The 26,323-nt window shown below is 72.5% G+C and carries 19 protein-coding genes and 2 pseudogenes; 6 read left to right on the top strand and 15 right to left on the bottom strand.

The window, feature by feature from the left end; all coding sequences use genetic code 11:
• Window positions 1-3: 3 nt before the first annotated feature.
• The 9 genes from LN251_RS23595 to LN251_RS23555 all read right to left on the bottom strand — a co-directional run bounded on the left by LN251_RS23595 (window position 4) and on the right by LN251_RS23555 (window position 10,706).
• Window positions 4-2,112: a RiPP maturation radical SAM C-methyltransferase gene (locus LN251_RS23595; protein ID WP_458246782.1), complete on the bottom strand. Its 2,109-nt coding sequence runs from the start codon at window positions 2,110-2,112 to the stop codon at window positions 4-6.
• Between the two features lie 20 nt (window positions 2,113-2,132).
• Window positions 2,133-2,264 (bottom strand): hypothetical protein, encoded by a 132-nt coding sequence (locus LN251_RS23590; RefSeq protein WP_458246118.1) that lies wholly within the window; start codon window positions 2,262-2,264, stop codon window positions 2,133-2,135.
• Between the two features lie 68 nt (window positions 2,265-2,332).
• Entirely contained in the window at window positions 2,333-4,879 is a 2,547-nt protein-coding gene (locus LN251_RS23585) for a polynucleotide kinase-phosphatase (protein WP_458246117.1), read from the bottom strand.
• Window positions 4,876-6,345, bottom strand: a complete 1,470-nt coding sequence (locus tag LN251_RS23580; RefSeq protein WP_458246116.1) for a 3' terminal RNA ribose 2'-O-methyltransferase Hen1 — start codon at window positions 6,343-6,345, stop codon at window positions 4,876-4,878. The genes LN251_RS23585 and LN251_RS23580 overlap by 4 nt, the downstream gene beginning before the upstream one ends.
• Before the next feature lie 144 nt (window positions 6,346-6,489).
• The gene (locus LN251_RS23575) at window positions 6,490-7,413 is read right to left on the bottom strand and encodes an LLM class F420-dependent oxidoreductase (RefSeq protein ID WP_458246115.1); all 924 of its coding nucleotides are present in this window, start codon (window positions 7,411-7,413) and stop codon (window positions 6,490-6,492) included.
• Between the two features lie 530 nt (window positions 7,414-7,943).
• A complete protein-coding gene (locus LN251_RS23570) occupies window positions 7,944-8,414 on the bottom strand; it encodes a DUF6099 family protein (RefSeq protein ID WP_383673715.1) in 471 nt (156 codons plus the stop codon).
• A gap of 181 nt (window positions 8,415-8,595) precedes the next feature.
• Window positions 8,596-8,979 carry a nucleotide pyrophosphohydrolase gene (locus tag LN251_RS23565; RefSeq protein ID WP_458246114.1) on the bottom strand — a complete coding sequence of 128 codons (384 nt, stop codon included), beginning with the start codon at window positions 8,977-8,979 and terminating at the stop codon, window positions 8,596-8,598.
• Window positions 8,931-10,109 carry an ATP-binding protein gene (locus LN251_RS23560; RefSeq protein WP_458246113.1) on the bottom strand — a complete coding sequence of 393 codons (1,179 nt, stop codon included), beginning with the start codon at window positions 10,107-10,109 and terminating at the stop codon, window positions 8,931-8,933. Before LN251_RS23560 ends, LN251_RS23565 begins: the two co-directional genes overlap by 49 nt.
• A gap of 207 nt (window positions 10,110-10,316) precedes the next feature.
• Window positions 10,317-10,706, bottom strand: coding sequence for a cell division protein SepF (locus LN251_RS23555; protein WP_058922476.1), 390 nt, complete (start codon window positions 10,704-10,706; stop codon window positions 10,317-10,319).
• Window positions 10,707-10,951: 245 nt separating this feature from the next.
• Here LN251_RS23555 and LN251_RS23550 point away from each other — a divergent pair.
• Window positions 10,952-12,683 (top strand): annotated as a pseudogene (locus LN251_RS23550) (hypothetical protein).
• A 38-nt stretch (window positions 12,684-12,721) separates the two neighbouring features.
• On the opposite strand, the gene LN251_RS23545 reads toward LN251_RS23550, so the two are convergent.
• Entirely contained in the window at window positions 12,722-13,237 is a 516-nt protein-coding gene (locus tag LN251_RS23545; RefSeq protein ID WP_458246112.1) for a YceI family protein, read from the bottom strand.
• A gap of 125 nt (window positions 13,238-13,362) precedes the next feature.
• On the opposite strand from LN251_RS23545, the gene LN251_RS23540 reads away from it, so the two are divergent.
• Both LN251_RS23540 and LN251_RS23535 read left to right on the top strand, forming a co-directional pair.
• Window positions 13,363-13,866, top strand: coding sequence for a MarR family winged helix-turn-helix transcriptional regulator (locus LN251_RS23540; RefSeq protein WP_458246111.1), 504 nt, complete (start codon window positions 13,363-13,365; stop codon window positions 13,864-13,866).
• A 323-nt stretch (window positions 13,867-14,189) separates the two neighbouring features.
• Window positions 14,190-17,312: an FAD-binding and (Fe-S)-binding domain-containing protein gene (locus LN251_RS23535; protein ID WP_458246110.1), complete on the top strand. Its 3,123-nt coding sequence runs from the start codon at window positions 14,190-14,192 to the stop codon at window positions 17,310-17,312.
• Between the two features lie 17 nt (window positions 17,313-17,329).
• Here LN251_RS23535 and LN251_RS23530 read toward each other — a convergent pair whose 3' ends face one another.
• The 5 genes from LN251_RS23530 to LN251_RS23510 form a co-directional block, all read right to left on the bottom strand.
• Window positions 17,330-17,932, bottom strand: coding sequence for a sigma-70 family RNA polymerase sigma factor (locus tag LN251_RS23530; protein ID WP_458246109.1), 603 nt, complete (start codon window positions 17,930-17,932; stop codon window positions 17,330-17,332).
• A gap of 53 nt (window positions 17,933-17,985) precedes the next feature.
• The gene (locus LN251_RS23525) at window positions 17,986-18,654 is read right to left on the bottom strand and encodes a hypothetical protein (RefSeq protein ID WP_458246108.1); all 669 of its coding nucleotides are present in this window, start codon (window positions 18,652-18,654) and stop codon (window positions 17,986-17,988) included.
• A 115-nt stretch (window positions 18,655-18,769) separates the two neighbouring features.
• Window positions 18,770-19,525, bottom strand: coding sequence for a YcnI family protein (locus LN251_RS23520; protein ID WP_458246107.1), 756 nt, complete (start codon window positions 19,523-19,525; stop codon window positions 18,770-18,772).
• A gap of 38 nt (window positions 19,526-19,563) precedes the next feature.
• Window positions 19,564-20,157: a hypothetical protein gene (locus LN251_RS23515; protein ID WP_458246106.1), complete on the bottom strand. Its 594-nt coding sequence runs from the start codon at window positions 20,155-20,157 to the stop codon at window positions 19,564-19,566.
• A 290-nt stretch (window positions 20,158-20,447) separates the two neighbouring features.
• Window positions 20,448-21,401 (bottom strand): XdhC family protein, encoded by a 954-nt coding sequence (locus LN251_RS23510; RefSeq protein ID WP_458246105.1) that lies wholly within the window; start codon window positions 21,399-21,401, stop codon window positions 20,448-20,450.
• A gap of 307 nt (window positions 21,402-21,708) precedes the next feature.
• Here LN251_RS23510 and LN251_RS23505 point away from each other — a divergent pair, with 307 nt between their 5' ends.
• The 3 genes and pseudogenes from LN251_RS23505 (at window position 21,709) to LN251_RS23495 (ending at window position 26,247) form a co-directional block, all read left to right on the top strand.
• Complete coding sequence (locus tag LN251_RS23505; RefSeq protein ID WP_458246104.1) at window positions 21,709-22,146, top strand: Fur family transcriptional regulator; 438 nt, start codon at window positions 21,709-21,711, stop codon at window positions 22,144-22,146.
• A 23-nt stretch (window positions 22,147-22,169) separates the two neighbouring features.
• Window positions 22,170-24,359, top strand: coding sequence for a catalase/peroxidase HPI (gene katG, locus LN251_RS23500; RefSeq protein WP_458246103.1), 2,190 nt, complete (start codon window positions 22,170-22,172; stop codon window positions 24,357-24,359).
• A gap of 450 nt (window positions 24,360-24,809) precedes the next feature.
• Window positions 24,810-26,247: pseudogene (locus LN251_RS23495) on the top strand (endo-1,4-beta-xylanase).
• The last annotated feature ends 76 nt before the right edge of the window (window positions 26,248-26,323 follow it).

Genomic DNA, 26,323 nt, shown 5'->3' with positions numbered 1-26,323 from the left:
CGTTCAGATCCCGGTGCAGGGGACGGGCCAGCGCCCGATGCGGGGCGGCAGGGCGACGGCGTGGCCGTCGGTCACCCGGGCCAGCCCCTCCCCGGCCAGCAGCGCCACCGCTTCCCGCTGCAGGTCGCTCAATTCGGTCAGGAGGATGGGCTTGTGCAGCAGGTCGAAGGTGGCGAGCAGGTCGGGGTCGTCGAGCGTGTAGCGGGCCGACGCCTCCTTGTCCCTGCGGTCCATGACGGTGACGAAATCGGGTCCGCGCCGGTGGTAGAGCATGCCGTATGCATGCCCAGGCGCGTCCACGCGTACCGGCTCGCCCCAGGTGGGCAGGGACACGTAGGTCCGCCCGTCCCGGAACAACAGGCCGAGTTCGACGGCGTGTTGCAGCCACTGGGCGAGTTCGCCGGGCGAGCAGTCGTGCCCGGCTCCGGTCAGCAGGCGGTGCAGGGCCGTCTCGTTCCGCCCGGCCTCCAGGTGCCGCAGCGCGTCCGCCTGCCACCCGCCGAACCGGTGCCCGCGCCGCGGCCAGCCCTCCCGGCGGTCGTGTACGAGGAGGTCGTCGCCGTCCTTTGCGAAGGTCAGCCGGGACGTGGCGTGCCCGAGCAGCCAGCGCTCCACACCTGCCTTCAGCCGCGCCTCGACGTCCCCGGAAATACCTGCGTCCTCGGTGTCGAAGAGGTAGACCAGGTCGGCGAGTTCGTCCTCGGGGAGGTCGTAGACGTGGCGGTACATCTCGGCCGGGCGGCGCTCGCCGAAGCCGAGGGCGGGGTCGTTGAAGTGCGGGCTGAAGCGTTCGAGCTGGATGCGGTGGGCGCCGCCCGGGGGCTGGAGGTGGACGAGGGCGGGGAGCTGGTCGACGACCGCGGTGTAGTCGTCGGCGCTCTCGCCGGGGAAGCCGTAGAGGAGGTTCCAGGAGCAGGTCAGGGAGTGGTTCTCGCACTCGCGCAGCGTGCGGACGTTGCGGGCGCCGGTGACGCCCTTGTCCATGAGGTCCAGGACGCGGCTGCCCAGGCTCTCGATGCCGGGCTGGATGTGGACGGTGCCGGAGTCGGCGAGCAGGGCGAGCTGGTCCGGAGTGAGGTTGGACTTCACCTCGTAGTGCATCCGCAGGTCCCAGCCGCTGGCCGCCGCACGGGGCAGGAAGTCCCGGAAGTAGGCCATGTCGATGATGTTGTCCACGGTGACGACGTCGAGGATGCGGTGCCGGCGCACCAGCCGGTCGACCTCGGACCAGAGGCGTTCGCCGGGCTTGGCGCGGAAGGCCATCGCCGAGCCGTTGAGCCCGCAGAAGGTGCAGTGGTGCTTCTCGCCCCACCAGCAGCCGCGCGCCCCCTCGACGACCAGTTTGGGGTGCACGTACTCGGCGACCGGGGAGGCGTCCAGGGCCCGCTGCCAGTCGTCGTAGTCGGGTGAGGGGATGTCGGCGGGCGCGACCGTGCGCCGTGACTCCGGGTTGGCGCGCGAGACCTCGCCGTCCCACCAGCACAGGCCGGGGACGTCGGAGGGCGGGGTGCCCGCGTCGAGGTGGCGCAGGAGTGCCGGGAAGGCGTGCTCGCCCTCGCCGCGCACCACGTGGTCGACGAAGGGGTGGTTGCGGTGCAGGGCGTGCCCCATCGGGCCCTCGCAGTTGCTGCCGCCGAAGACCACCGTCAACTCCGGTCGCCGCGCCTTGAGTTCGCGGGCGAGGGCGAGTGAGGAGACGTTCTGCATGAAGGTGGTCGTGAAGCCGACCACGTCCGGCTCCTCGGCGAGCACGGCGGCCGCGCACTCGGCGACGAACTCGCCCGCGTACCGGCGCATCTCGACGGCGGTGTCGATCGCGACCCCGCGCCGCCCGGCGTAGTCGCGCAGCGTCGCGGACCCCCAGTCCGGGTCGTCGTACAGCACGCCGGAGAACACCCAGTCGCCCAGGCCGTGGAAGATCGAGTCGCTGCCGACGCGGACGTAGTCGCCGGGTCTGAGCCGGCCGCCGGAGTGCTTCAGCAGGAACTCCGCCCAGCGCAGCGAGCCGTGGAACTCGCGCACCTCGTCGCCCGGACGGGTGCGCGAGACCAGCGTGTGCAACAGGCCCACCTGCAGGGACGGCAGGTCGATCGGATGCCAGGGCATCGTCACCAGGTGGACGCGCAACCCGTTCAGCGCGTCGGCCGTTTCTCCAGGACGCGCGGCTGCCGGTTGGTCTTCTCCTCTTCGCGGACGACCACCTTCTTGATCTCCACCTGTGCCCCCGCCTTCCTCGAACTCGGCTGATTCGCAAGCCTGTTCACGTTAGGCGGGGGACCTGTGGGACACAAGGGCGACGTGGGCCGTGAGGTGAGCAGGGCTCACGAATGGCTCAAAGCCGCGGGTCCACCGGCTCCGACTCCAGGGCCAGCACCCCGAACACGGCCTCGTGGACCCGCCACAGCGGCTCCCCCTCCGCGAGCCGGTCCAGGGCCTCCAGGCCCAGGGCGTACTCGCGGATCGCCAGCGACCGCTTGTGGCCCAGGAAGCGGGTGCGCAGCCGGGTCAGGTGGTCCGGGCGCGTGTACTCGGGACCGTAGATGATCCGCAGGTACTCGCGGCCCCGGCACTTGATGCCGGGCTGCACCAGCCGTCCCTCCGGGCTGCGCACCAGGGCGCCGACCGGCTTGACGACCATGCCCTCGCCGCCGCGGCCGGTCATCTCCAGCCACCAGTCCACACCCGCCCGCACCGACTCCGGGTCGCCGGTGTCGACGTGGAGCCGCCGGGTGGTCTGCAGCAGGCCGCTGCCGTCGTGCTCCACCAGCCGGTCGAGCAGGGCGAGTTGCTCGTCGTGCGGCAGCGCGGCGAGGCTGCGCCCCTGGACCGCCAGGATCTGGAACGGGGCCAGGCGTACGCCGTCCAGGCCGTCCGTCGTCCAGCAGTAGCGGCGGTAGGCCTGCGTGAACGCGGCCGCGTCCGCGGCCCGTTCGCGCTGCCGGTCCAGCAGGCCGGCCACGTCGACGCCCCGCTCGGCGGCGCCCTCCAGCGCGCTGAGCGCACCCGGGAACACCGCCCCGGAGGCCGCGCCGACGGCCGCGTACTGCGAGCGCAGCAGCCCGGACGCCTTCAGCGACCAGGGCATCAGCTCGGCGTCCAGCAGCAGCCAGTCGGTGTCGAGTTCGGCCCACAGACCGGCCTCGGTGACGGCCGCGCGGACACGGCCCAGGACCTCCTCCGTGACCGACTCGTCGTCGAAGAACGGCCGCCCGGTGCGGGTGTACAGCGAGCCCGTAGGGCCGTCCACGCCGAACCGCTTGCGGGCCGCCTCCGCGTCCCGGCACACCAGAGCCACCGCCCGGGAGCCCATGTGCTTCTCCTCGCACACGACCCGGGCGACCCCGTCCGCCGCGTACTGGGCGAACGCCTCGGCCGGGTGCTCCAGGTAGCCCTCGACACGGCTGGTCGCCGTCGGCGCCATGGTCGGCGGCAGGTACGGCAGCAGGCGCGGGTCCACGGCGAACCGGCTCATGACCTCGAGCGCCGCGGCCGCGTTCTCCTCACGGACGGCGACCCGGCCGGAGTGCCGTGTCTCCACGACCCGCCGCCCGTGCACGTCGCCCAGGTCCAGCGGCCGCCCGTCGTGCCCGCCCGGCGCCTCGGTGCGCAGCGGGCGCGCCGGCTCGTACCAGACCCGCTCGGCCGGTACGTCGACCAGCTCGCGCTCCGGCCAGCGCAGCGCCGTGAGCTTGCCGCCGAAGACCGCACCGGTGTCCAGGCAGATGGTGTTGTTCAGCCAGGTGGCCTCCGGTACCGGGGTGTGGCCGTAGACCACGGCCGCCCGGCCGCGGTAGTCCTCGGCCCACGGGTAACGCACCGGCAGCCCGAACTCGTCGGTCTCGCCGGTCGTCTCGCCGTACAGGGCGTGGCTGCGGACCCGGCCGGAGGTGCGGCCGTGGTACTTCTCGGGCAGACCGGCGTGGCAGACCACGAGCCGGCCGCCGTCGAGGACGTAGTGGCTGACGAGCCCGTCGATGAACTGGCGTACCTCGGCGGCGAACTCCTCGCTCTCCCCCGCCATCTGCTCGATGGTCTCGGCGAGTCCGTGGGTGTGCTGGACCTTGCGGCCCTTGAGGTACCGGCCGTACTTGTTCTCGTGGTTGCCCGGCACGCACAGGGCGTTGCCCGACTTCACCATCGACATCACGCGGCGCAGCACGCCCGGGCTGTCCGGGCCACGGTCGACGAGGTCGCCGACGAAGACGGCCGTACGTCCCTCCGGGTGGACGCCGTCGGTGTAGCCCAGCTTCCCCAGCAGGGTCTCCAGCTCCGCGGCGCAGCCGTGGATGTCGCCGACGATGTCGAAGGGTCCGGTGAGGTGGGTCAGGTCGTTGAAGCGCCTCTCGGTGACGACGGTGGCGTTCTCGACGTCCTCGACGCCGCGCAGGACGTGCACCTTGCGGAAGCCCTCGCGCTCCAGGTGGCGTATGGAGCGGCGCAGTTCGCGGATGTGCCGCTGGATGACCCGGCGGGGCATGTCGGCCCGGTCGGTGCGCGCGGCGTTGCGTTCGGCGCACACCTCCTCGGGCACGTCGAGGACGATCGCGATGGGCAGCACGTCGTGCTGCCTGGCCAGCTCGATCAGCTGGCGGCGGGAGTCCTGCTGCACGCTGGTGGCGTCGACGACCGTGCGGCGGCCGGCGGCCAGGCGCTTGCCGGCGATGTAGTGCAGGACGTCGAAGGCGTCCCGGGTCGCGCTCTGGTCGTTCTCGTCGTCCGAGACCAGACCCCGGCAGAAGTCGGAGGAGATCACCTCGGTCGGCTTGAAGTGCCGGTGGGCGAAGGTCGACTTGCCGGAGCCGGAGGCGCCGACGAGGACGACGAGGGAGAGGTCGGTGACGGGCAGGACCCGTCCCCTGTGCTGTGTCGTCTCGGTCATGCCGCCTTCGCCTCCTTCTCGTTGCCGGTGAGCATGTGGAACACGGCCATCTGGGTGGGCGGTCCGACCTCGGGGTCGTCCGGCCCGACGGCGGTGAACTCGACGCCGTAGCCGTGCCGTTCGGCCACCGTGTGCGCCCAGGCGCGGAACTCCTCCCGGGTCCACTCGAAGCGGTGGTCGCCGTGCCGGACGTGACCGGCCGGGAGAGACTCCCAGCGGACGTTGTACTCGACGTTCGGGGTGGTGACGAGGACCGTGCGCGGGCGGGCCGCGCCGAACACCGCGTACTCCAGCGCCGGGAGCCGGGGCAGGTCGAGGTGCTCGATCACTTCGCTGAGCACGGCGGCGTCGTACCCCTTGAGCCGCTTGTCGGTGTACGCGAGCGAGCCCTGGACGAGCGTGACCCGCGCGGCCTGGCGCTCGCCCATGCGGTCCAGCTTGAGCCTGCGGGAGGCGATGGTCAGGGCGCGCATCGACACGTCGACGCCGACGATCTCGGTGAACCGCGGGTCCTTGAGCAGCGCCTGCACCAACTGGCCCTGGCCGCAGCCGAGGTCGAGGACGCGGGAGGCACCGGCGGCGCAGAGGGCCTCGACGATCGCGTCCCGTCGCTGCACGGCGAGCGGGGTCGGCTTCTCCTCCGCCTCGCTCTCCTCCTCGACGGCGTTGTCGATGTCCTCGACCTCGCTGTCGTCGGCCTCCGCAAGCCGGACCAGTTCCAGCCGCTCCATCGCCTCCCGGGTCAGCGACCAGCGGCGCGAGAGATAGCGGCTGGTGATCAGCTTCTGCTCGGGGTGGCCGGGCAGCCAGCCCTCGCCGGCCCGCAGCAGCTTGTCGACCTCGTCCGGCGACACCCAGTAGTGCTTGGCGTCGTCGAGGACGGGGAGCAGGACGTACAGGTGGCGCAGGGCCTCGGCGAGGGTCAGCGTCTCGGACTCCAGCAGCAGCCGCACATAGCGCGAGTCGCCCCACTCGGGGAACTCGGTGTCCAGGGCTACCGGCTCGGCGGTGACCGTCCAGCCCAGCGGCTCGAACAGCCGCTGGACGAGTCCCGGACCGCCGCGCGCGGGCACCGCGGGTATCTCGACGCGCAACGGGCGCGCCTGGCCGGGCAGTTCGGGCCGGGCCCGGCACACGCCCTTCATCGCGCTGGAGAACACGCCGCTCAGCGCCACCGCGAGCAGCGAGGAGGCCGCGTAGGGGCGGTCGTTGACGTACTGGGCGAGCGCCGCGTCGGGCGCCCCGCCGCGTCCCTTGCCCTTGCCCCGCCGCACCAGCGCCACCGCGTCGACCTCCAGCAGCAGCGCCGCCGTGCAGCGCTGGTCGTCCGCCTCCGGGTAGAGGACGTGCGCCGTGCCGTAGGAGGTGGAGAACGCCTGCGCCTTGTCGGGATGCTTGTGCAGCAGGAAGCCGAGATCGGTGGCGGGGCGTTCCGGGGTGCCGGTGGTGGTGAGGGTCAGGAACATGGGCAGGGCCTCTCAGGCCGGTCGACGGGTTCGGGTGCCGTACGCGCGAAAGCCCCCAGGAAGGGTGATCCTGGGGGCTCGGCAGGACGACGCTCCCACCTTCGCACACGGCGCCGGGCCGGCGCCCGGGTTTATTTCCTCAGGTCACGACAGCTGCGACTGGACCCGGGCGGAGATCAGCTCCAGGTGGTCGAGGTCGTCGAGGTCGAGGACCTGGAGGTACAGGCGGCTCGCGCCGACGGCGGCGTAGCGGCCGATCCTGTCGACGACCTCGGCCGGGGTGCCGGCCAGGCCGTTGGCCTTGAGTTCGTCGACCTCGCGGCCGATGGCGGCGGCCCGCCGGGCGACCTCCTGGTCGTCCTTGCCGACGCAGACGACGAGGGCGTTGGAGTAGACGAGGTCGTCGCCCTTGCGCCCGGCTTCCTCGGCGGCGGCGCGGACGCGGGCGAACTGGCGCTCGCTGTCCTCGACGGAGGCGAACGGCAGGTTGAACTCGTCGGCGTACCGGGCGGCGAGGCGCGGGGTGCGGGTGGGTCCCTGGCCGCCGATGAGGACGGGGATCTTCGCCTGGGCGGGTTTGGGCAGCGCGGGCGAGTCGGTGAGGTCGTAGTGGGCGCCGTGGAAGTCGAAGGTGTCGCCGGGCTTCGTCTGCCACAGGCCGGTGACGACGGCCAGCTGCTCCTCCAGGCGGGAGAACTTCTCCTTGGGGAACGGGATGCCGTAGGCCGTGTGCTCCTGCTCGAACCAGCCCGCGCCGATGCCGAGTTCGACGCGGCCGCCGGACATCTGGTCGACCTGCGCGACCTGGATGGCGAGGACGCCGGGCAGGCGGAAGGTGGCGGCGGTCATCAGGGTGCCCAGGCGGATGCGCTTGGTCTCGCGGGCCAGGCCGGCGAGGGTGATCCAGGCGTCGGTGGGGCCGGGCAGGCCGTCCACGTCGCCCATCTTCAGGTAGTGGTCGGAACGGAAGAAGGCGTCGAATCCGAGGTCCTCGGTCGCCTTCGCCACGGTGAGCAGGGTGTCGTAGGTGGCCCCTTGCTGGGGCTCGGTGAAGATGCGCAGGTCCATACATCCATCCTGCACACCTCCGTGCCGGTCCACCGCACCGGTACCCGCCGTCACCCCGTCCCTGATCGGGTGACAACGCGTCTACGCGGTGCGCCGGGGTGCCGGCGCCAGTGACCGGGCCCGGGGGTGATCGTTGCTCGTGCGGAGCGGGACCGCCCGGCGCCGGATCCGGGCGGTCCTCGCCTGGGCGTCACCCGTGTCGGCCTCTGTTGTCGCGGGGCCGGGGGCCGGGGAGGCGGTCCGTGTCCGAAGAGTCAACGGTGCCGTCGCAGGGCGGGAGCACCGGCCGGCCCAAGGGGCTGCTGCAGCAGATGGAGGAGCTGCTGGCGGCCCTGAACGCGGATCTGTCCGCCCCGGACGCCGACCTGCGGTCGACGGGCCGCAGCGCCGAGAACGTCGAGGTCCGGGTCCGCCCGGGCGGTCCGGGGTCCGGCTTCCAGAGCCGCCGAACGCTCCGCCCGCTCCGCGAGGTCCAGGGCGGCCGCGACTTCCAGGGCGGGTCTCGAACGTCCCGTCTGCCCCGCGATGTCTCAGCCCGCCTCCCTCTCGGGCAGCCGCTGCTCCGCCTCCGCCAGCTTGCGCAGCATGTCCCGCACCCGGTCCCGGGACTCGTCGGCCGCGTCGATGGCCTCCATGCACTGCCAGTAGGTGGCCTCGTCGTCCGCGGCGCAGGCGAGGCCCACCAGGGCGATGCCGACCTCGCCGAGGAGGCCGCCGAGGCAGAGCAGGGCCTGGCGGGCGTCGCCCAGTTCGGTGAGCTGGGCCGCGCGCAGGTCGCCCGCGGCGAGCTGAGGGGTGTCCAGGACGCCGCAGCCACGCCCCGCCAGCTCCGTCAACCCCAGTGCCTCGCCGCGCAGTTCGGGCGGCCCGGCGACCGCGAGGCGGCTGCCTATCGCCTGGGCCAGGGCCTGCGCCTGCCACACCTCCCTCAGGGTCTCCGGCGCGCCGCCGCCCATCGCCAGGGCGCGCCTGCTGGTCACGATGAGCCGAACAGCGTCCATACGCTGCCCCCGTCCGTCTTGACGCGCTGCCCACGCGTCCGTCCGCCCGAACTCCGTTGTCCACTACCCAGAGTGAAGGGCTACGGGACGAAAAGCCAGAGGTGGGCGGAAATCTGTGGACAACAAATCGGTTTCGGACAGGATTTTGACTGCGGAGAGTGAAAACGGACGGAACGGCTCCTTACGGCGCCGGGAACCGCCGCTCGTTGCGGTCGATCTTGGCGTCGAGTGCGGCGAGGGGGTCGATGCCCAGGACGTGGCAGAACTGGAGCAAGTAGGCGAGGACGTCGGCCACTTCGTCCGTCACCCGGTGCGCGGTACCGGGGTCGTCCATCACCCGGGCCGACTCCTCCGGCGTCAGCCACTGGAAGATCTCGACGAGTTCGGAGGCCTCGACGCTGAGCGCGGCCACCAGGTTCTTGGGGGTGTGGTACGGCTGCCAGTTGCGGGCGGCGGCGAAATCGGCGAGCCTGCGCTGCAGTTTCGCCACGTCGAGGGGTTCGCGCGAGGGATCGTTCACGGCTCCAGGTGTACCACCGTGACCCCGTCGGTCCCGGCGGCCCATGACGCGTCGCCGACCCCGGCGACCACGCGGATGTGGCCCCGTTGTCCCATGCGCGAGGCCAGCCGCAGCAGTTCGCGGCGCTGGCAGGGGTCCAGGGACCGGTCGAAGGCGTCGGCGAGGACGGTGAGCGTCTGCATCGCGGCGGGCACCTCGCCGGCCGCGTCCACCTCCAGCACGCCCGGTCCGGTCAGCAGGACCAGGGCGAGGGCGACGTAGCGCAGTTCGCCGTCGCCCAGCCGCTCGAAGGCCGTCCGGAAGCCGTCGCCCCGGTCGAGCAGGCCGCGGACCGTGCCGTCGCCGAGCGGTTCGGCGAGGATGTCGGTCACCGTCCCCGCGCATCCGGCGCGCACCGCGGCGACGAGTTGCGCGTGCCGGCGTCCGCACTCGGCGCGGGTGCGCCACAGGACGTCGGCAAGGTTGTCGCAGCCGGGCAGGAGCCGGCCGGAGGCCGCCGGCACCGGCAGGCGCATGCGGCCGGGGCGGGGGTCGCAGGCGAAGACGGAGCGCAGGGCGACGACCATCTGCTCGGCGGCGGCGAGCACCTGGCGCTGCCCGTCGGTCTTGCCCGCCACGCGCAGTGGCAGCAGCGCCGTGCCGAGCCGGTCGTCGGGCAGCGGGGCACGGGTCACCGGCGTCGTGCCGGCCGTGTGCCAGGCGGCCTGGACGACACGGCGGGCGGGGTCGCGCAGGGCGGTCTCCAGCAGGACCAGGCCGCTGCGGGTCAGGCGCTCGCCCACGATGCGCAGTTCGGGCTCGGCCTGTACGGCGACGTCGAGCCGCACCGGTCCTTCGGGGCCGTCGGCCGTGCAGCCGATGCGGAAGCCCCGGCGGTGCTGGGCGTCGGGCCGGGCCCGGTCGGGCACGCAGGCCCCCGGGTCGGGGAACACCTCGGCGACCGGGGCGCCGCCGCCGAGCCGGGCGAGGGCCTCGTAGGCCCGTAACGCGGTGGTCTTCCCGCAGCCGCTGGGCCCGGCGAAGAGCGTGACGGGCCCGATCGCGAACCGCGCGCCGCGGTGACCGGCGAAGGCGGACAGCCGCAGTTCGGTCAGGCAGGGGCGGGCCACCGCGGGCCGGTCGGACAGCGGCGGCGGAGGGGCGCCGGGTTCCGGTGACACAGATGACACGCTCATGCCCGGACCGTACGGCTCCGCATCCAGGGGAACCGTTCCACCTCCGCCCGCTTCCCACGAAAGGGCGACGGACCCGCCCCGGGCCTGACGACGCCGGTGGTACGGCGGAAGCGTGCGACCGGCACCCGGCCGCCGCAGCATCGGACCGGAAGACCACACGCCCACCGGCACGCGACCGACGACGACAGCCGCCCGGACGCCCCCGGGTCAGCCGCCCGAGACTCCCGCGCTTTCCATCAGGCCCGTCACCTCTGTGCCGGCCGGGGTGAGGAGGAACACGTTGCGGTCGACGCGGTGCATGCCGCTCGCGAGACCGAAGACGACTCCGGTGCTGAAGTCGAGGACGCGCTTGGCGACCTCCGTCTCCGCGCCGCTGAGGTCGAGGAGCACCGGTACTCCGGCCATCAGGGTCTCGGCGACCTCGCGGGCGTCGCCGAAGACGTTGACCCGCAGGACGACGAAGCGGCGGCGCGGCTCGGTGACCGCTTCCGGGTGCGAGCGATGGTCCACCGCGGACGGCCAGGCGTCCCGGCCCCGCAACGGCACGACCTGGGCGAGCCCTTCCCACTGCTCGTCGGTGACGTCGTACCTGTTCACCGGATCCCCCCGAACTGACTCGCCTTCATTTCCTGCACCACCCAATTCTTACGCCAAGTCACCCGTTCGGCCCAACAGCGACACGGTCCGCGACTGCCCCACGAGATGCAACCAGCCACACATTCCAGGTCTTACCGGGCTCACACCGGACTCTTCACCTCCGGCCACACCCCGCTCACCGGGCGGGTCTAGCGTCCGATGACGTGCACTTGGCAGAAATGAAGCAGGTGACACCCGGTCGGCGGATGCAGTCGGCGGTGTCCGCCCTCCCGGAACAGCCCGCGCAGTGGCACCGCGTGCTGACGCTGCTCGCCGACATCAGCCTCTTCATCGGCACCCGCGCGATCTGGACGCAGGCGGAGAGCCATCGCCCGGCCGTCGCCGCGGCCATATCGGTGTGCTACGCCGCGATCCTGGTGACCGGCGTGCTGACGCTCGTCGTGCGCCGGGCCAGGTCGCTCATGCGCCTCGACGCCGTCGTGCTGGTGACCGCCGTGGCACTCGCCCTGTGCGCCTGGGCGATGAACCACGGCGGCTCGGACGAGGCCGTGCTGACCACGCAGGCCCGCGAAGGAACTGGCCGCCGGCCATCCCGTCTACGGGCAGCCGTGGCCGTGGCTGTTCACCAAGGGCATCGCCCTGACCACGACGTTCAACGGCGGCTACGACTTCACCTACGGCTACCCCCCGCTCGCCCCGCTGCTCACCGCGCCCCTGCTGTGGATCGGGCACGGTGGCGCGCCGGCGACGGCCGTGAGCACGGGCGCGCTGATCGCCGGCACGGTCGTGCTGTGGCGGATGCTGCCCGCGCAGTGGCGGTCGGCGGCCACCATGGCGTGCCTGGGCTTCGGCTTCCTGCCCACCTACGCCCGTGAGGGCTACCCGGCGATCACCGCGCTGGCCCTGCTGATCCCGGTGGTGGTGCGCTGGCCGCGGATCGGGCTGGGCGGGCGACTGGGAGCGTCCGGCGTGGCCCGGGCCGCGTGCCTGGGTGCCGCGTGCGCGGCGCAGCAGCTGCCCTGGTTCCTGGCGCCGTTCCTGCTGGCCGGGATCTACGCGGTGCGCCGGGGCGATCTCGGCGGGCGGGCCGCGGCGCTGGTGGTGGCGCGGATCGTGGGCATCGCCGCGACCGTGTGGCTGCTGATCAACACGTACTTCATCGTGAGCGAGCCGGGCACCTGGGCCACCGGTATCGCGCTGCCGCTGATCCAGGGGGCGACGCTGCACGGGCAGGGCCTTGTCGGGATGTCCCTGTACTACACGCACGGCAGCGACCGGCTCGACTGGTACGGGCACGCGAGCATGCTGCTGGCCGTGGCCCTGCTGGGGCTGCTGGTGCTGTTCATGCGCCGGCTGGGACCGGCGGCGACCGTGCTGCCCTGGTGCGCCTTCTATCTGGCGACCCGGTCCCAGGACGGCTACTACCTGATGATGACCCCGCTGTGGCTGGCGACCGCCGTCACCGCGCCCCCGGCGGAGTTCGTCCGGGCCTGGCAGCCGCGCCCGCGGATGCTGACCGGCCGCCGGCGGCGCCCGGCGCTGGCCGCGGCGGCCGTCCTGCTGGTGGTCCCGGCGCTGGTGAGCGCCGTCGTGGCCGTGACGGGGAAGCCGCCGCTCAGGACGGAGATCGCCGACGTGCGCCGGACGGCGACGGACGCGAACGTCCTCACCCGGCTGACCCTGCGGGTCACCAACAGGGACGACAGCGCCCTCGAACCGCACTTCATGCTCACCGTGGGGCAGGGGCTGCGGCAGTACTGGACGACCCTGCGGGGACCGGCCAGCCTGCCGGGGCACACCTCGGCCGACTATGTGATCCGGCCGGCGCACGGGAAGTTCGCGCTGCCGGGGCCGCACGCCCTGCTCCGGCTGCGGGTGTTCACCGCCGACCCGCAGACGCTGTCCAGCAGCGATGTGCACCTGCACGTGGACGGACACCACGGCCGCGGAACCGGGCGGTCCGGCCGGTCCCGCTGAGCGGCGTACGACGGCCGGGCCGGTACCGCTGAGCGGCGTCAGGCGGCCGAGCGCACGAAGCGGAGCGTGGCGGTGACGGTCGCGGGGCCGCGCATCATGCCCAGCTGGTTCCAGCCGAGGCCGAACTCGGCGCGGTCCACGGTGAACTCGGTCTCCAGGGTCAGCGCGTCGGCGCCGGCGTTCAGCAGGCGGGCGGTGACGGACTGCGGGCGGCTGATGCCGCGCACGGTGAGCTGACCGGAGACCTCGACGGTGTCGCCGGAGCCCAGCTGGGCCTCGCGGACGGCGAAGGTGATCTCGGGGTGGTTCGCCACGTCGAAGAAGTCGGCCGAGCGCAGGTGCTCGTCGCGCTTCTTGTGCCCGGTGTCGAGGGAGGCGGCGTCGAGCGTGATCGTCCCGGTGGCGGTCCCGTCGGCGCTCACCTCGCCCCGGCCGCCGACGACACCGAAGGCGCCCTTCACGGTGACCAGGTTCCACATGGTCTTGTGGCGCAGGGCGACGGTGGAAGCGGCGGCGTCGAGCTGCCAGACACCGGTTTCGACGGCGACGGTCATGGTCTTCTCCTGGGAGCTGGGGTGGGCGAACGGTTGGTTCAAATTTGGATGACTGGCACGCTAGCCCATTATCCAAATCTGGACAACACCCTCGTCCAAAAATGGACCATAGGTACACTCGACGCATGGCCGATCCCGACGAGCACCTCACCGACCTGCCCGAATGCCCCTCCATGCGGGGTGGCGGGCTGCTGCCCGAGGAGCTGCGGGCCTGGATGGTGATGCTCGCGGCCATGGGCGCGGTGGAGCAGGAGCTGCGGTCGGTCGTCAAGGACCGGCTGGACGTCTCCCACGACGAGTTCCTGATCCTGTGCCTGCTCGCCGAACAGCCCGCGTCGGGCCTGCGCATGACGCGCGTCGCGGAGCTCCTCGGCCGCCCCAAGACCCGGCTCACCTACCAGATCGCCTGCCTTCAGCACGCCGGGCTCATCACCCGCAAGTCGGTCTGCGGCGACAAGCGGGGCATCGAGGTCGCCCTCACCGACAAGGCCCGCCGGCTGCTGCGCGACGCCTCCGGCACCCTCGCCACGACCGTCACCCGGGCCCTGACCCATGTGATGGGCCCCGATCAGCGCGAGGCGATGCGCGGCCTGATGCCGGAGCTCGCCGGGGAGACCGAGGAGACGTAGGGCCTGTCGTTCGGACCAGCTCGGCGTCGCGGGCCCTGGCACACACTCCCCCAGAGGGGGCACCCCCAGCGGCGTTGTCGTCACTCGCCGACTCCCCACTCTCGGCTTCGCTCGAGCGGGGGGACCCCCATCGCGTCGACTCCCTCCTCCGCCTTGCAGCTGCACGCACCAGACCCCGCTCGGGTCGCCCACGACGCACCGTCCCCTCCAGCCGACCCGATCCGAACGACAGGCCCTGGCCGCGGGACGGATGGCCCTCCGCAGCCGGGGTACTCGGCGCTCCCGTGCCGTTGCGGCCGTGTCCGTGATCGAAGGAGGGCTCCATGGGCGCGCTGGATCTGCCCGAACCCGTCGTGCGTCGCGAGGGCGCGGCGCCGCCCGTCGACTCCTCGAAGCTGGAGGCCGCGCTGCGCGACAGGGTCGACGGCGAGGTCCGCTTCGACGCCGGGAGCCGGGCCGCGTACGCCACCGACGCCTCGAACTTCCGGCAGACCCCGATCGGCGTGGTCGTGCCCCGTACGCCCGAGGCCGCCGCCGAGGCGGTGGCCGTCGCGCGCGAGCACGACGCGCCGGTGCTGTCGCGGGGCGGCGGGACCAGTCTGGCCGGGCAGTGCACCAACACGGCCGTGGTGATCGACTGGTCCAAGTACTGCAACGAGCTGGAGTCCGTGGACCCGGACGCGCGCACCTGTGTCGTGCAGCCCGGCATCGTCCTGGACGACCTCAACCGTCAACTCGCCCCGTACGGCCTTCGCTTCGGTCCCGAGCCGGCGACCCACGCCAACTGCTGCATCGGCGGCATGATCGGCAACAACTCCTGCGGCGCCACCGCGCAGGCGTACGGCAAGGTCGTCGACAACATCGCCCGCCTGGAGGTGCTGCTCTACGACGGCACCCGCTTCTGGTGCGGGGAGACGAGCGACGAGGAGTACGCCGAGATCGAGCGGCAGGGCGATCTGCGGGCCGCCCTCTACCGGCGGCTGCGCGCCCTGCGGGACCGGTACGGCGACGAGGTGCGCCGCCGCTACCCCGACATCCCGCGCCGGGTCTCCGGCTACAACCTGGACTCGCTGCTTCCCGAGTACGGCTTCGACATCGCCGGACTGCTCGTCGGCAGCGAGTCGACGCTGGTGACCGTGGTGCGGGCGGAGCTGGAGCTGGTGCCCGTGGTGAAGGAACGGACGCTGGTGGTGCTCGGGTTCCCGGAGATCTCCGTGGCCGCCGACGCCGTGCCGACGATCCTGCCGTACGAGCCGATCGCCCTGGAGGGCGTCGACGCGCTGCTGCTGAAGGACGAGCGGATCAAGGGCCTCAACCCGAAGGCGCGCGCCGAACTGCCCCAGGGGAACGCCTTCTTGATGGTGCAGTTCGGCGGGGACACGGCCGAGGAGGCCGACGAGGCGGCGCAGCGGATGCTGGACGGGCTGCACGAGTCCGAGCACGACGCCGAGGTCGCCTTCCTCGACGAACCCGCCCACGAGGACGAGTTGTGGCAGGTCCGGGAGGCCGGACTCGGCGCCACCGCGCACGTCCCCGGGAAGCCGGACACCTTCGAGGGCTGGGAGGACTCGGCGGTGCCGCCGGACCGGCTCGGCGACTACCTGCGCCGACTGCGCCGTCTCTACGACGAGTTCGGCTACCTCAGCGACACCGGGCCCAGCCTGTACGGCCACTTCGGGCAGGGCTGCGTGCACACCCGTATCCCCTTCGACCTGTACACCGCGGACGGCGTGGCCACCTACCGGCGGTTCATGGAGCGGGCGGCGGACCTGGTCGTGGAGTTCGGCGGGTCCTTCTCCGGGGAGCACGGGGACGGACAGAGCCGGGGCGAGCTGCTGGGGCGGATGTTCGGCGACGACCTGGTCGAGGCGTTCGGGCGGCTCAAGGCCGTCTTCGACCCGCTGAACCGGATGAACCCCGGCAAGGTCGTGGCCCCTTACCGGCTCGACGAGAACCTGCGCCTGGGCGGCGACTGGGCCCCGTCCATCGAACGCGACCTGCACTTCCGCTTCCCCGACGACGGCGGGACGTTCGCGGAGGCCGCCAACCGGTGCGTGGGCGTGGGCAAGTGCCGGCAGCTGACCACCTCGGGCGGCTCCGTGATGTGCCCCTCCTACCAGGTCACCCGGGAGGAGGAGCACTCGACGCGGGGCCGGGCCCGGCTGCTGTTCGAGATGCTCGACGGGCACGGGGACAGCGCGATCCGGGACGGCTGGCGGTCGCAGGCGGTACGGGACGCGCTCGACCTCTGCCTGGCCTGCAAGGGTTGCAAGAAGGACTGCCCGGCCGACGTCGACATGGCCACCTACAAGGCGGAGTTCCTCTCCCACCACTACGAGGGGCGGCCCTGGCGCAGGCCGCGCTCCGACTGGTCGATGGGCTGGCTGCCGGCCGTGGCCCAGGCCGTCGGCCGCGCCCGGCTCGGGCCGGCCGTCAACGCGCTCACCCACACGCCGGGGCTGTCCAGGGCCGCCGTGGCCGTCGCCGGGGTCGAGGACCGGGAGGTGCCGCTGTTCGCGCGCCGGACGCTGCAGCAGTGGTTCGCGGAACGGCGGGAGACGTACGGCGACGGGTCGCGCGGGACCGTGCTGCTGTGGCCGGACACCTTCACCAACTTCTTCCACCCGCACATCGGCCAGGCCGCGGTGGAGCTGATGGAGCGGGCCGGGTGGCGGGTGGTGCTGCCGCAGGAACCGCTGTGCTGCGGCCTGACGTGGATCTCGACCGGCCAACTGGGCGTTGCCGAGCGGGTGTTGAAGCGGACCGTGCGGGCGCTCGCCGGGCATGTGCGCTCCGGCGGGCTCGTGGTCGGGATGGAACCGAGCTGCACCACCGTCTTCCGGTCGGACATGGGCGAGATGTTCCCCGGCGATCGGGACGTGCGCAGGCTCAGCGAGCAGACGGTGACGCTCGCGGAACTGCTCGTCGACCACAGCCCCGGCTACGAGCCGCCCCAGGTGCCGGACAGGTCGGCGCGGGCGGTGGCCCAGGTGCACTGCCATCAGCACGCGGTGCTCGGCTGGGACTCCGACCAGGAGTTGCTGCGGCGGGCCGGGGTGGACGTCGAACGTCTGGACTCCGGGTGCTGCGGGCTCGCGGGCAACTTCGGCTTCGAACAGGGTCACTTGGAGGTCAGCGAGGCATGCGCCGAGCGGGTGCTGCTGCCGCGGCTGCGGGAGGAGGACCCCTCGACCGTGGTCCTGGCGGACGGGTTCAGCTGCCGCACCCAGGTGCACGAGTTCGACAGCGGGGGCCACGAGGCGGTGCACGTGGCGGAACTGCTCGCCGCGGCACTGCCCGACGGCCGGTACGGCAGCGCGTACGGCGTCGGCCCACAGGCGCGGCCCGCCCCGCCGGGACGCCTGGGCAAGGCCCTGGCGCTCGGCGGGGTCGGGGCGGGAGCCGCCGGCGTCGCCGCGGGACTGATCCGAGGACTGCGCCGGTGACGTGACCGGGGCGGCGGCTAGGCGAACTCCAGCTCCCCCGCGAGGGTGGCCCGTGCCCTCGCCACCCGGGAGCGGACCGTCCCTTCCGGGCAGCCGCTCAGCGCCGCCGCCTCCGCGTACGGCAGCCCCAGCAGCTGGGTCAGGACGAAGGCCTGCCGGCGCTCGGCGGGCAGCGCGGCGAGCAGGTCCAGCAGGGCGATGCCGTCGTCGAAGCCCGGAAGACCCCGGGGCTGCGCGTGCTCGGCCGCCAGCTGCCAGTCCGGGCGGTCCGCCAGGCGGGGCCTGGCCGAGGCGCGGCGGTAGCCGTCGACGACCGCGCGGCGGGCGATGGACAGCAGCCAGGCGCGGGCCGAGCAGCGGCCCTCGAAGCGGTGGAGGCTGCCGAGGGCGCGCAGGAAGGTCTCCTGGGCCAGGTCGTCGACGGCCTGCGGGTCGGCGCACAGGTGGGCGACGTAACGCAGGACGTCGCGGTGCAGCGCGCGGACGAAGTGCTCCACGGCGTCCCGGTCGCCGGCCCGCGCGGCCAGCGCCCAGGCGGTCGCCGCCTCGTCGCGCGCGGCCGACTCGCCGGGTGTGCCGTCCGTTTTCGGGCATGCCGCGGTCAGGGCAGGGGTGATCATCCGATGTCCTTCTCGGGTGAGCGGGTGAGGTGGGTGGGAGGTTCCGGCTGTCGTCAGGCGACAGCGGTGCCCACCGGCGGACCCCGAGAGGTGATCGTGTGGACGAGCGGAAGCAGGCGCGGCGCCCGGTCCGAGCGCGGGCGGCCGAAGCGCGGACGGGGGTGGTGCGGGCTCGGCGGCGGGGCGAGCAGCAGGCGCAGCGGTGCCGCCAGCCGGGCGCCGACGGCGCGCAGGATGCGGAAGGCGGCCCGTTCGCCGTGCGCCAGCCACAGACCGCACAGCAGGGCGGCGAGCAGGTGCGCGCCGAGCATGCCGAGGGACGGGGAACCGCCCGCAACGTGGCCCATGTGCATCCCGCCCATGGTGCCGTGGCCGCTCATGTCCATCTCGTCCATGGAGGCGACGGAGTTCCCGCCGCCCAGGTCCGTCCCGGGCATGGAGTCCGGCGAGCCGCCGCCGCTCTCCGCCGCCGATCGCGCGTACGAGAAAGCCGCGTGCAGGACCGCCTGGGCGCCGACCACGACGGGCACGATCAGCGCGGGGCCGCGCTCCCTGCCCGCCAGGCACCAGCCGGCGGCGCCGGTCGCGGCCGCGCCGGCGGCCAGGGCCCACCCGGGCACCCGGCCGCCGGACATCACCTCGTGCGCCAGGGCGGCGAGCAGCACGCAGACGGCCGCGAACACCGCGGCCCGCACCGTCCGTGAAGACCACCCTGCTGTCATGGCGCCTCATCCTCACACCGGGAATCCGGCCGTCGGCGGAAGGTACGGAAACCCACAGGCACCGCGCTCACCTCACAGCCAGGACCCCGGCCACGAGGAAGAGGCGCCGCGGTCGCTATTCCGGACGGGCCCCGCCCTTACGGCCGCGGGCGAGCGCGAAGCCCGCCGCCGCCAGCCCCAGGACGCCGACGACGAGGCCGCCGACGCCGAGCCCGCGCGCGGTGGAGTCACTGGCGGACGCCGTGGACCCGGTGCTCGCGGCGCTCTTCGAGCTCTCCGGCAGCGGAGTCGTGCCACTGGCGCCGGTGTCGGCACCCGTGCCGGCGCCCTTGGCGGTCAGCTTCAGCACCGGCGCCGGGCTCTCCGGCTCCTCGGCCCCCTGCGCGGGCTGCTCGATCCAGCGGGCGGTCTTGCCGTCGGAGTAGGTCTGCAGCGTCTTGAAGACCAACTGGTCGGCGTCATCGGGCAGTTGACCGAAGGCCACGTTGAAGTCCGCGTAGTGACCGGGGTCGATCCTGCCGCCGGTCCAGGTGATCTCGGAGACCGCGTCGGTGATGGTGCCGTCGTCGGTCTTGACCGGCTTCTTGAGCTTGGTGTTCGTGACCTTGGCCGTCCAGCCGTCCTGCGGTGAGACGAGCACGCCGAGCAGCGGGTGGTCGGTGGGCAGGAAGACCTGCACCTTGATGGTGCCGGCGCCGTCCTCCTCGTTGGGGACGCGGAAGGTCAGGACGCCGTCCGTGGCCCCCTTGGCATAGCTCTCGGGGTGGACCGTGACGTGCGCGGAGGCGATGCCCGCCGCGGCGAGCAGCCCGGTGGCGGCCAGCGCGGTGACGACTCCGGCGCGGCGCAGGGTGGCGCGTACTGAGGACATGGGTGAGTGAATCTCCGTACGGAAAAGGTGTGTTGAGGTCAGATCGGGTACGGAGCCCCCGGTGGCGGCCCGCGCCGCTGCACCGCGTGCCGCAGCAGCGTCCGCCGCGGCGGCCGGGAGTCACACGGGTACGGGCGTACGGCATCCCGCGCGTCCGGCACGAGACCGGCCCCGCCGCGCACCCGCCACCAGGCCCGCAGGCCCGGCACCAGCGCGGTGGCCCGGCGCAGCAGCGACCACACCGCGGCCTCGCCCCGCCGGAGCCACCAGGTGAGCACCAGCGCGGCGACGACGTGCGCGGCGCCGGCGTGCGGTGTCACCTGCGGCGTCACGGCGTGCGCGTGGGACATGCTCATGCCGTGCATGACCATCGCCGGGTGCGGTGCCACGGCGTCGAAGGCGAGGTGCAGTCCGCCCTGGGCGACGAGCGTCGCCGCCCCGATGGCGCCCAGGGATCGCTCACTGCCGGCCAGCAGGCACCCGGTGGCGAAGACCGGCACGAATCCGGTGGCCTGCACCCACACGGGCGGTGTCGTCCCGGTCGCCAGCGCGTGCCCTCCGGCGGCGAGCAGCACGCACAGCGCGGCGAACACCGCCGCGCGCAGCCCGCGGACCGGAGCAGACGCCGTCATGGCGCCCGATCCTGTCACGCGGCCCGCCGGGCCCACCGGGCGCCTCCCCGAACCCACGGCCGCGGGCCGGGAATCGGCAGGCGGGTGCCCCGCGCGGGGACCACGGCGGCGGTCGGCGGGGTCGAACGGCCTGAGGGGCAAGGGAAGTTCCGGAGGGTCGGTCTGCTGTCCGTCGTAGGGATACGGCCGGGAACACCGGCGCGTTCATCCCGCGGAGCCGTTCCGGCCGGTGGCGGGCGGCGGCCCCCGCAGGCGGCAGCCCCCTTCCCCCGCGCCCCTCGTGTCCCTCGTCAGCTCCCGAGCGCCGCCAGGACCTCGGCGCAGATCGCCAGTGCCGTCTCCGGCGGGGTGCGGGCGCCGATGTCCAGGCCGATGGGCCCGTGCACGCGGGCCAGGTCGGCCTCGGTGAGGCCGGTGCGGAGCAGGTCGTCGGCGCGACGGGCCTGGGTGTGGCGCGACCCCAGGGCGCCTACGTACGGGACGCCGGTGGTCAGGGCGGTGCGCAGGGTGGGCACGTCCACGTCGGGCTCATGACTGAGCATGATCAGGCAGGCGGCCGCGGGATGCTCGGCGAGCAGTTCCTCGGCGTCCCGCCCGACGCGCGTCACGGTGGCCTGCCAGCCGAGCAGGCCGGCCTGGGCGACGAGGAGTTCGGCGAGCTCGCCGCCGCCCACGACGACGAGGTGCGGGACGGCCGGGCAGGTCTCGACGAGGACGAGCCCGGCGTCGGCCGCGTGCACCTCGCGTCCGGCGCGGTGACGCGCGAGCAGGGAACGCGCCTGCACGGCCGCCTGCGGCGGCACGTCCGGCCCGTCCACCGCCTCGTCCGGGGTCACGACGGCACTGACCGCGTGCGTGCGGTCCTCGTCCAGCCAGGTCACCAGCGCCGCGTCGGCCCCGGCCGCGAGCAGCTGCCACCAGCGGGGCGGGACGGCGCCGAGCGGCTGGAGCAGGATCTCGGCCTGTCCCCCGCAGGTCAGACCGGCCTGCGCGACGCCCTCCTGGTGCACGGTCACCTCGCACACGCGGGCCGTGTGGCCGGGCGGCACCGCGCAGGCCTCGGCGACGAGCTGCTCGTCGAAGGCGCCCCGGTACAGCCGCCCGGTGCACTGCCCGTCCGAGTCGATCAGCATCGCGTCGGCCGGTCGTCGCGCGCCGAACCCGCGCTCGGTGAGGGGCCGCGCGAGCACCGCCGCCCGGCCCTCGGCCGCCCACCGCCGTGCTGTCTCCGCCAGGTCACGCATGCACCCAGCGTAGTCAGTGGACGCCCCGGACGTACCTCTTCTCGGCCGCGAGCGGCTTGACGCACGCCGCCGCCCCCGCACACGAAGAGGCGGGCGCCGTCCCGCAGTCGGGCTCGCGGTGACAGGTCTTCGTCCGGGGCGGCCGCGGAGCCGTCATCCCGGATTCACCCGCAGGCGTGAACCGTGGCTTGAACCCCCTGAACTGCGGGGATCCCGCGGGCAGCCACCGGGGGAAACCGGCACGCCACCAAACTTGTACGGTTCGTTTTCTTGAATCGTTCGTGTTTAAGCCTGTAGGTTGGTCCCCATGACTTCACCCCAGCCTCCGACCACCGCCGAGGAGCTCCGCGGTGCCGGCCTGCGGGTGACAGCCGCCCGCGTCGCACTGCTCGAGACCGTCCGCGAGGGTGACCACCTCGACGCCGAGACGGTCGCCTCGGGCGTGCGCGAGAGGGTCGGCCACATATCCCTTCAAGCGGTGTACGAGGCACTCCACGCACTGACCGGCGCGGGCCTCGTACGGCGCATCGAGCCGCCCGGCAGCCCGGCCCGGTTCGAGGGAAGGGTCGGTGACAACCACCACCACCTCGTCTGCCGGACCTGCGGCGCCGTCTTCGACGTCGACTGCGCGGTCGGCCACGCACCTTGTCTCACCCCGTCCGACGACCGCGGCTTCGCGCTCGACGAGGCCGAGGTCATCTACTGGGGCCTGTGCCCCGACTGTTCCTCCGCACGCACGGCCTGAGCACCAACCCCGGAAGGATTCCCATGTCTGAGAACAACGCCGCAGAGGCCAAGTGCCCGGTGGCGCACGACCGCGCCCTGCACCCGACCCAGGGCGGGGGCAACCAGCAGTGGTGGCCGGAGCGGCTCAACCTGAAGATCCTTGCCAAGAACCCCGCCGTGGCCAATCCGCTCGGTGAGGACTTCGACTACGCCGCGGCGTTTCAGAGCCTGGACCTCCCGGCGGTCAAACGCGACATCGCCGAGGTGCTGACGGACTCCAAGGACTGGTGGCCGGCCGACTTCGGCAACTACGGCCCCCTGATGATCCGTATGGCCTGGCACAGCGCGGGCACCTACCGCATCAGCGACGGCCGCGGCGGCGCCGGCGCCGGCCAGCAGCGCTTCGCCCCGCTCAACAGCTGGCCCGACAACGGCAACCTGGACAAGGCCCGCCGTCTGCTGTGGCCGGTGAAGAAGAAGTACGGTAAGAGCCTGTCCTGGGCCGACCTGATGATCCTCGCCGGCAACGTCGCCCTGGAGACCATGGGCTTCGAGACGTTCGGCTTCGGCGGTGGCCGTGAGGACGTCTGGGAGTCGGAGGAGGACGTCTACTGGGGCCCCGAGAAGGTCTGGCTCGACGACCAGCGCTACACGGGCGACCGTGACCTGGAGAGCCCCCTCGGCGCGGTCCAGATGGGCCTCATCTACGTCAACCCCGAGGGCCCGAACGGCAACCCGGACCCGATCGCCGCGGCCCGCGACATCCGCGAGACGTTCCGCCGCATGGCGATGAACGACGAGGAGACCGTCGCCCTCATCGCCGGTGGCCACACCTTCGGCAAGACCCACGGCGCCGGCCCGGCGGACAACGTCGGCCCCGAGCCCGAGGCCGCCCCGATCGAGCAGCAGGGCCTGGGCTGGAAGAGCACCTACGGCACCGGCAAGGCCGGCGACGCGATCACCTCCGGCCTGGAGGTCACCTGGACCGCCACGCCGACCCAGTGGAGCAACGGCTTCTTCAAGAACCTCTTCGAGTACGAGTACGAGCTCACCGAGAGCCCGGCCGGCGCGAAGCAGTGGGTCGCCAAGGACGCCGAGGCGATCGTCCCCGACGCGCACGACGCGACGAAGAAGCACCTCCCGACGATGCTCACGACCGACCTGTCGCTGCGCTTCGACCCGATCTACGAGCAGATCTCGCGCCGCTTCTACGAGAACCCGGACGAGTTCGCGAAGGCCTTCGCCCGCGCCTGGTACAAGCTGACCCACCGTGACATGGGCCCGAAGGCGCTGTACCTCGGCCCGGAGGTCCCGGAGGAGACCCTGGTCTGGCAGGACCCGCTGCCGGAGGCCGAGGGCGAGCTCATCGACGCCGCCGACATCGCCTCGCTCAAGGCCAAGCTGCTCGACTCGGGCCTGACCGTCTCCCAACTGGTGACCACCGCCTGGGCGTCCGCCTCCACCTACCGCAACAGCGACAAGCGCGGCGGTGCCAACGGCGCCCGCATCCGTCTGCAGCCGCAGGCCGGCTGGGAGGTCAACGAGCCCGACAAGCTGGCTCAGGTGCTGCGCGTCCTGGAGGGCATCCAGGCCGGGTTCAACACCGGCGCCAAGAAGGTCTCCCTGGCCGACCTGATCGTCCTCGGCGGTGCCGCCGCCGTGGAGAAGGCAGCCAAGGACGCCGGCTTCGACATCGAGGTGCCCTTCACGCCGGGCCGCGTGGATGCCCAGGACGAGCACACCGACGCGGAGTCCTTCGCCGCGCTCGAGCCGCCGGCCGACGGCTTCCGCAACTACCAGGGCAAGGCCAACCGCCTGCCGGCCGAGTTCCTGCTGCTGGACAAGGCGAACCTGCTGGGCCTGAGCGCCCCGGAGATGACCGTCCTGGTCGGCGGCATGCGCGTGCTCGGCGCCAACTACCAGGGCACCGCCCACGGCGTCCTCACCGAGACCCCGGGCAAGCTCACCAACGACTTCTTCGTCAACCTGCTCGACCTGGGCACGACCTGGAAGTCGACCTCGGAGGACCAGACGACCTTCGAGGGCCGCGACGACGCGACCGGCGAGGTGAAGTGGACCGGCACCCGTGCCGACCTCGTCTTCGGCTCGCACTCCGAGCTGCGCGCCCTCGCAGAGGTCTACGCGGCCGACGACGCGAAGGAGAAGTTCGTCAAGGACTTCGTCGCGGCGTGGGTCAAGGTGTCGAACGCGGACCGCTTCGACCTCGCCTGATCCACCCGGCCACACGGCCACACGGCACAGCCACCGACGTCCGGGCCGCCCCTCACGGGGCGGCCCGGACGTCGCCGTTTTCCCGGCCCCGCTCCCCCCCGCATGTATCGCCGTCGGCTCCGAAATGTTTCGCCCTCCCGAGTGCGGCACAGCGTGCTCCATGCGGTCGAACGGCTGGCTTGTATACCACTTGACCCCGAAGCAGAGCACTAAACAGAAGGTGCACACACTTCGGCCGAGCTGGACGGGTTTTCGAATGTTTCGGAAGGCAATCGGAAACTTCTTCCGGCCGAAAGGGTTGACGCTGCACCGTCAACCCTCAATCATCCCTGTCTGAGGAACCGGCTCCCGTTCGAGATTCCGAGCCGCGAAGACCTGGGCAGTCCGTCACAGCCCCGCGCGTCCCCTGCACTTCGGTCCATCCGTGATCTCTACCCCGGAGGAACAGTCATGGGCTCGTACGCCCTTCCAAGATCCGATGTCCACCGCAGGCCCCGCACCCTGCGCCTGGCACTGGTCGCCGGCGTCCTCGGTGTGGTCACCGCACTGGCCGCGCCGCCGCACGCACACGCCGCCGAGAGCACGCTCGGCGCCGCGGCGGCCCAGAGCGGCCGCTACTTCGGCACCGCCATCGCCTCGGGCAGGCTGGGCGACTCGGCGTACACGTCGATCGCAAGCCGTGAGTTCAACATGGTGACGGCCGAGAACGAGATGAAGATCGACGCCACCGAACCGCAGCGGGGCCAGTTCAACTTCAGCGCCGGCGACCGTGTCTACAACTGGGCGGTGCAGAACGGCAAGCAGGTGCGGGGCCACACCCTGGCCTGGCACTCCCAGCAGCCCGGCTGGATGCAGAGCCTCAGTGGCAGCTCGCTGCGCCAGGCGATGATCGACCACATCAACGGCGTGATGGGCCACTACAAGGGCAAGATCGCCCAGTGGGACGTCGTCAACGAGGCCTTCTCCGACGACGGTTCGGGCGGCCGGCGGGACTCCAACCTGCAACGCACGGGCAACGACTGGATCGAGGTCGCCTTCCGCACCGCGCGCGCCGCCGACCCGGCGGCCAAGCTCTGCTACAACGACTACAACATCGAGAACTGGACCTGGGCCAAGACCCAGGGCGTGTACAACATGGTCCGGGACTTCAAGCAGCGCGGCGTGCCGATCGACTGCGTCGGGTTCCAGTCGCACTTCAACAGCGGCAGTCCCTACAACAGCAACTTCCGCACCACCCTGCAGAATTTCGCGGCCCTCGGCGTCGACGTGGCGATCACCGAACTCGACATCCAGGGCGCCTCACCCACGACGTACGCCAACGTGACCAACGATTGCCTGGCCGTCCCGCGCTGCCTGGGCATCACCGTCTGGGGTGTGCGCGACACCGACTCCTGGCGCTCGGGGGACACGCCCCTGCTGTTCAACGGCGACGGCAGCAAGAAGGGCCGCCTACTCCGCCGTCCTCGACGCACTCAACGGCGGCGGCTCCACGACGCCGCCTCCCACGAGCGGCGGACAGATCAAGGGGGTCGGTTCGGGCCGTTGCCTGGACGTGCCCAACTCCAGCACCACCGACGGCACCCAGCTGCAGCTCTGGGACTGCCACAGCGGCACCAACCAGCAGTGGACGCCGACCGACGCCGGTGAGCTCAAGGTCTACGGCAACAAGTGCCTGGACGCCGCCGGCACGGGCAACGGCGCCAAGGTGCAGATCTACAGCTGCTGGGGCGGCGACAATCAGAAGTGGCGCCTCAACTCCGACGGTTCCATCGTCGGCGTCCAGTCCGGACTCTGCCTCGACGCCGTCGGAGCCGGCACCGCCAACGGCACGCTGATCCAGCTCTACTCCTGCTCGAACGGCAGCAACCAGCACTGGACCCGCTCCTGAACGAGCCTGCCACGCCCGGGTCGCCGCCACAGGGGCGGCGACCCTCGCGTCATGCGAAACCGAAGAGGCGGTGGGT

It is taken from the genome of Streptomyces sp. MAI_2237, from assembly GCF_054189285.1.
Note: the sequence above shows the minus strand (reverse complement) of the source record. Positions and strands in the feature narration are given on the sequence as shown.

What these genes read in the sequence shown, in the direction of transcription:
- LN251_RS23585 (WP_458246117.1), bottom strand. Translation starts at nt 4,879, where the DNA reads ATGACCGAGACGACACAGCACAGGGGACGGGTCCTGCCCGTCACCGAC.
- LN251_RS23580 (WP_458246116.1), bottom strand. Translation starts at nt 6,345, where the DNA reads ATGTTCCTGACCCTCACCACCACCGGCACCCCGGAACGCCCCGCCACC.
- LN251_RS23575 (WP_458246115.1), bottom strand. Translation starts at nt 7,413, where the DNA reads ATGGACCTGCGCATCTTCACCGAGCCCCAGCAAGGGGCCACCTACGAC.
- LN251_RS23570 (WP_383673715.1), bottom strand. Translation starts at nt 8,414, where the DNA reads ATGGACGCTGTTCGGCTCATCGTGACCAGCAGGCGCGCCCTGGCGATG.
- LN251_RS23565 (WP_458246114.1), bottom strand. Translation starts at nt 8,979, where the DNA reads ATGGGCCGCCGGGACCGACGGGGTCACGGTGGTACACCTGGAGCCGTG.
- LN251_RS23560 (WP_458246113.1), bottom strand. Translation starts at nt 10,109, where the DNA reads ATGAGCGTGTCATCTGTGTCACCGGAACCCGGCGCCCCTCCGCCGCCG.
- LN251_RS23545 (WP_458246112.1), bottom strand. Translation starts at nt 13,237, where the DNA reads ATGACCGTCGCCGTCGAAACCGGTGTCTGGCAGCTCGACGCCGCCGCT.
- LN251_RS23540 (WP_458246111.1), top strand. Translation starts at nt 13,363, where the DNA reads ATGGCCGATCCCGACGAGCACCTCACCGACCTGCCCGAATGCCCCTCC.
- LN251_RS23535 (WP_458246110.1), top strand. Translation starts at nt 14,190, where the DNA reads ATGGGCGCGCTGGATCTGCCCGAACCCGTCGTGCGTCGCGAGGGCGCG.
- LN251_RS23530 (WP_458246109.1), bottom strand. Translation starts at nt 17,932, where the DNA reads ATGATCACCCCTGCCCTGACCGCGGCATGCCCGAAAACGGACGGCACA.
- LN251_RS23525 (WP_458246108.1), bottom strand. Translation starts at nt 18,654, where the DNA reads ATGACAGCAGGGTGGTCTTCACGGACGGTGCGGGCCGCGGTGTTCGCG.
- LN251_RS23520 (WP_458246107.1), bottom strand. Translation starts at nt 19,525, where the DNA reads ATGTCCTCAGTACGCGCCACCCTGCGCCGCGCCGGAGTCGTCACCGCG.
- LN251_RS23515 (WP_458246106.1), bottom strand. Translation starts at nt 20,157, where the DNA reads ATGACGGCGTCTGCTCCGGTCCGCGGGCTGCGCGCGGCGGTGTTCGCC.
- LN251_RS23510 (WP_458246105.1), bottom strand. Translation starts at nt 21,401, where the DNA reads ATGCGTGACCTGGCGGAGACAGCACGGCGGTGGGCGGCCGAGGGCCGG.
- LN251_RS23505 (WP_458246104.1), top strand. Translation starts at nt 21,709, where the DNA reads ATGACTTCACCCCAGCCTCCGACCACCGCCGAGGAGCTCCGCGGTGCC.
- katG (WP_458246103.1), top strand. Translation starts at nt 22,170, where the DNA reads ATGTCTGAGAACAACGCCGCAGAGGCCAAGTGCCCGGTGGCGCACGAC.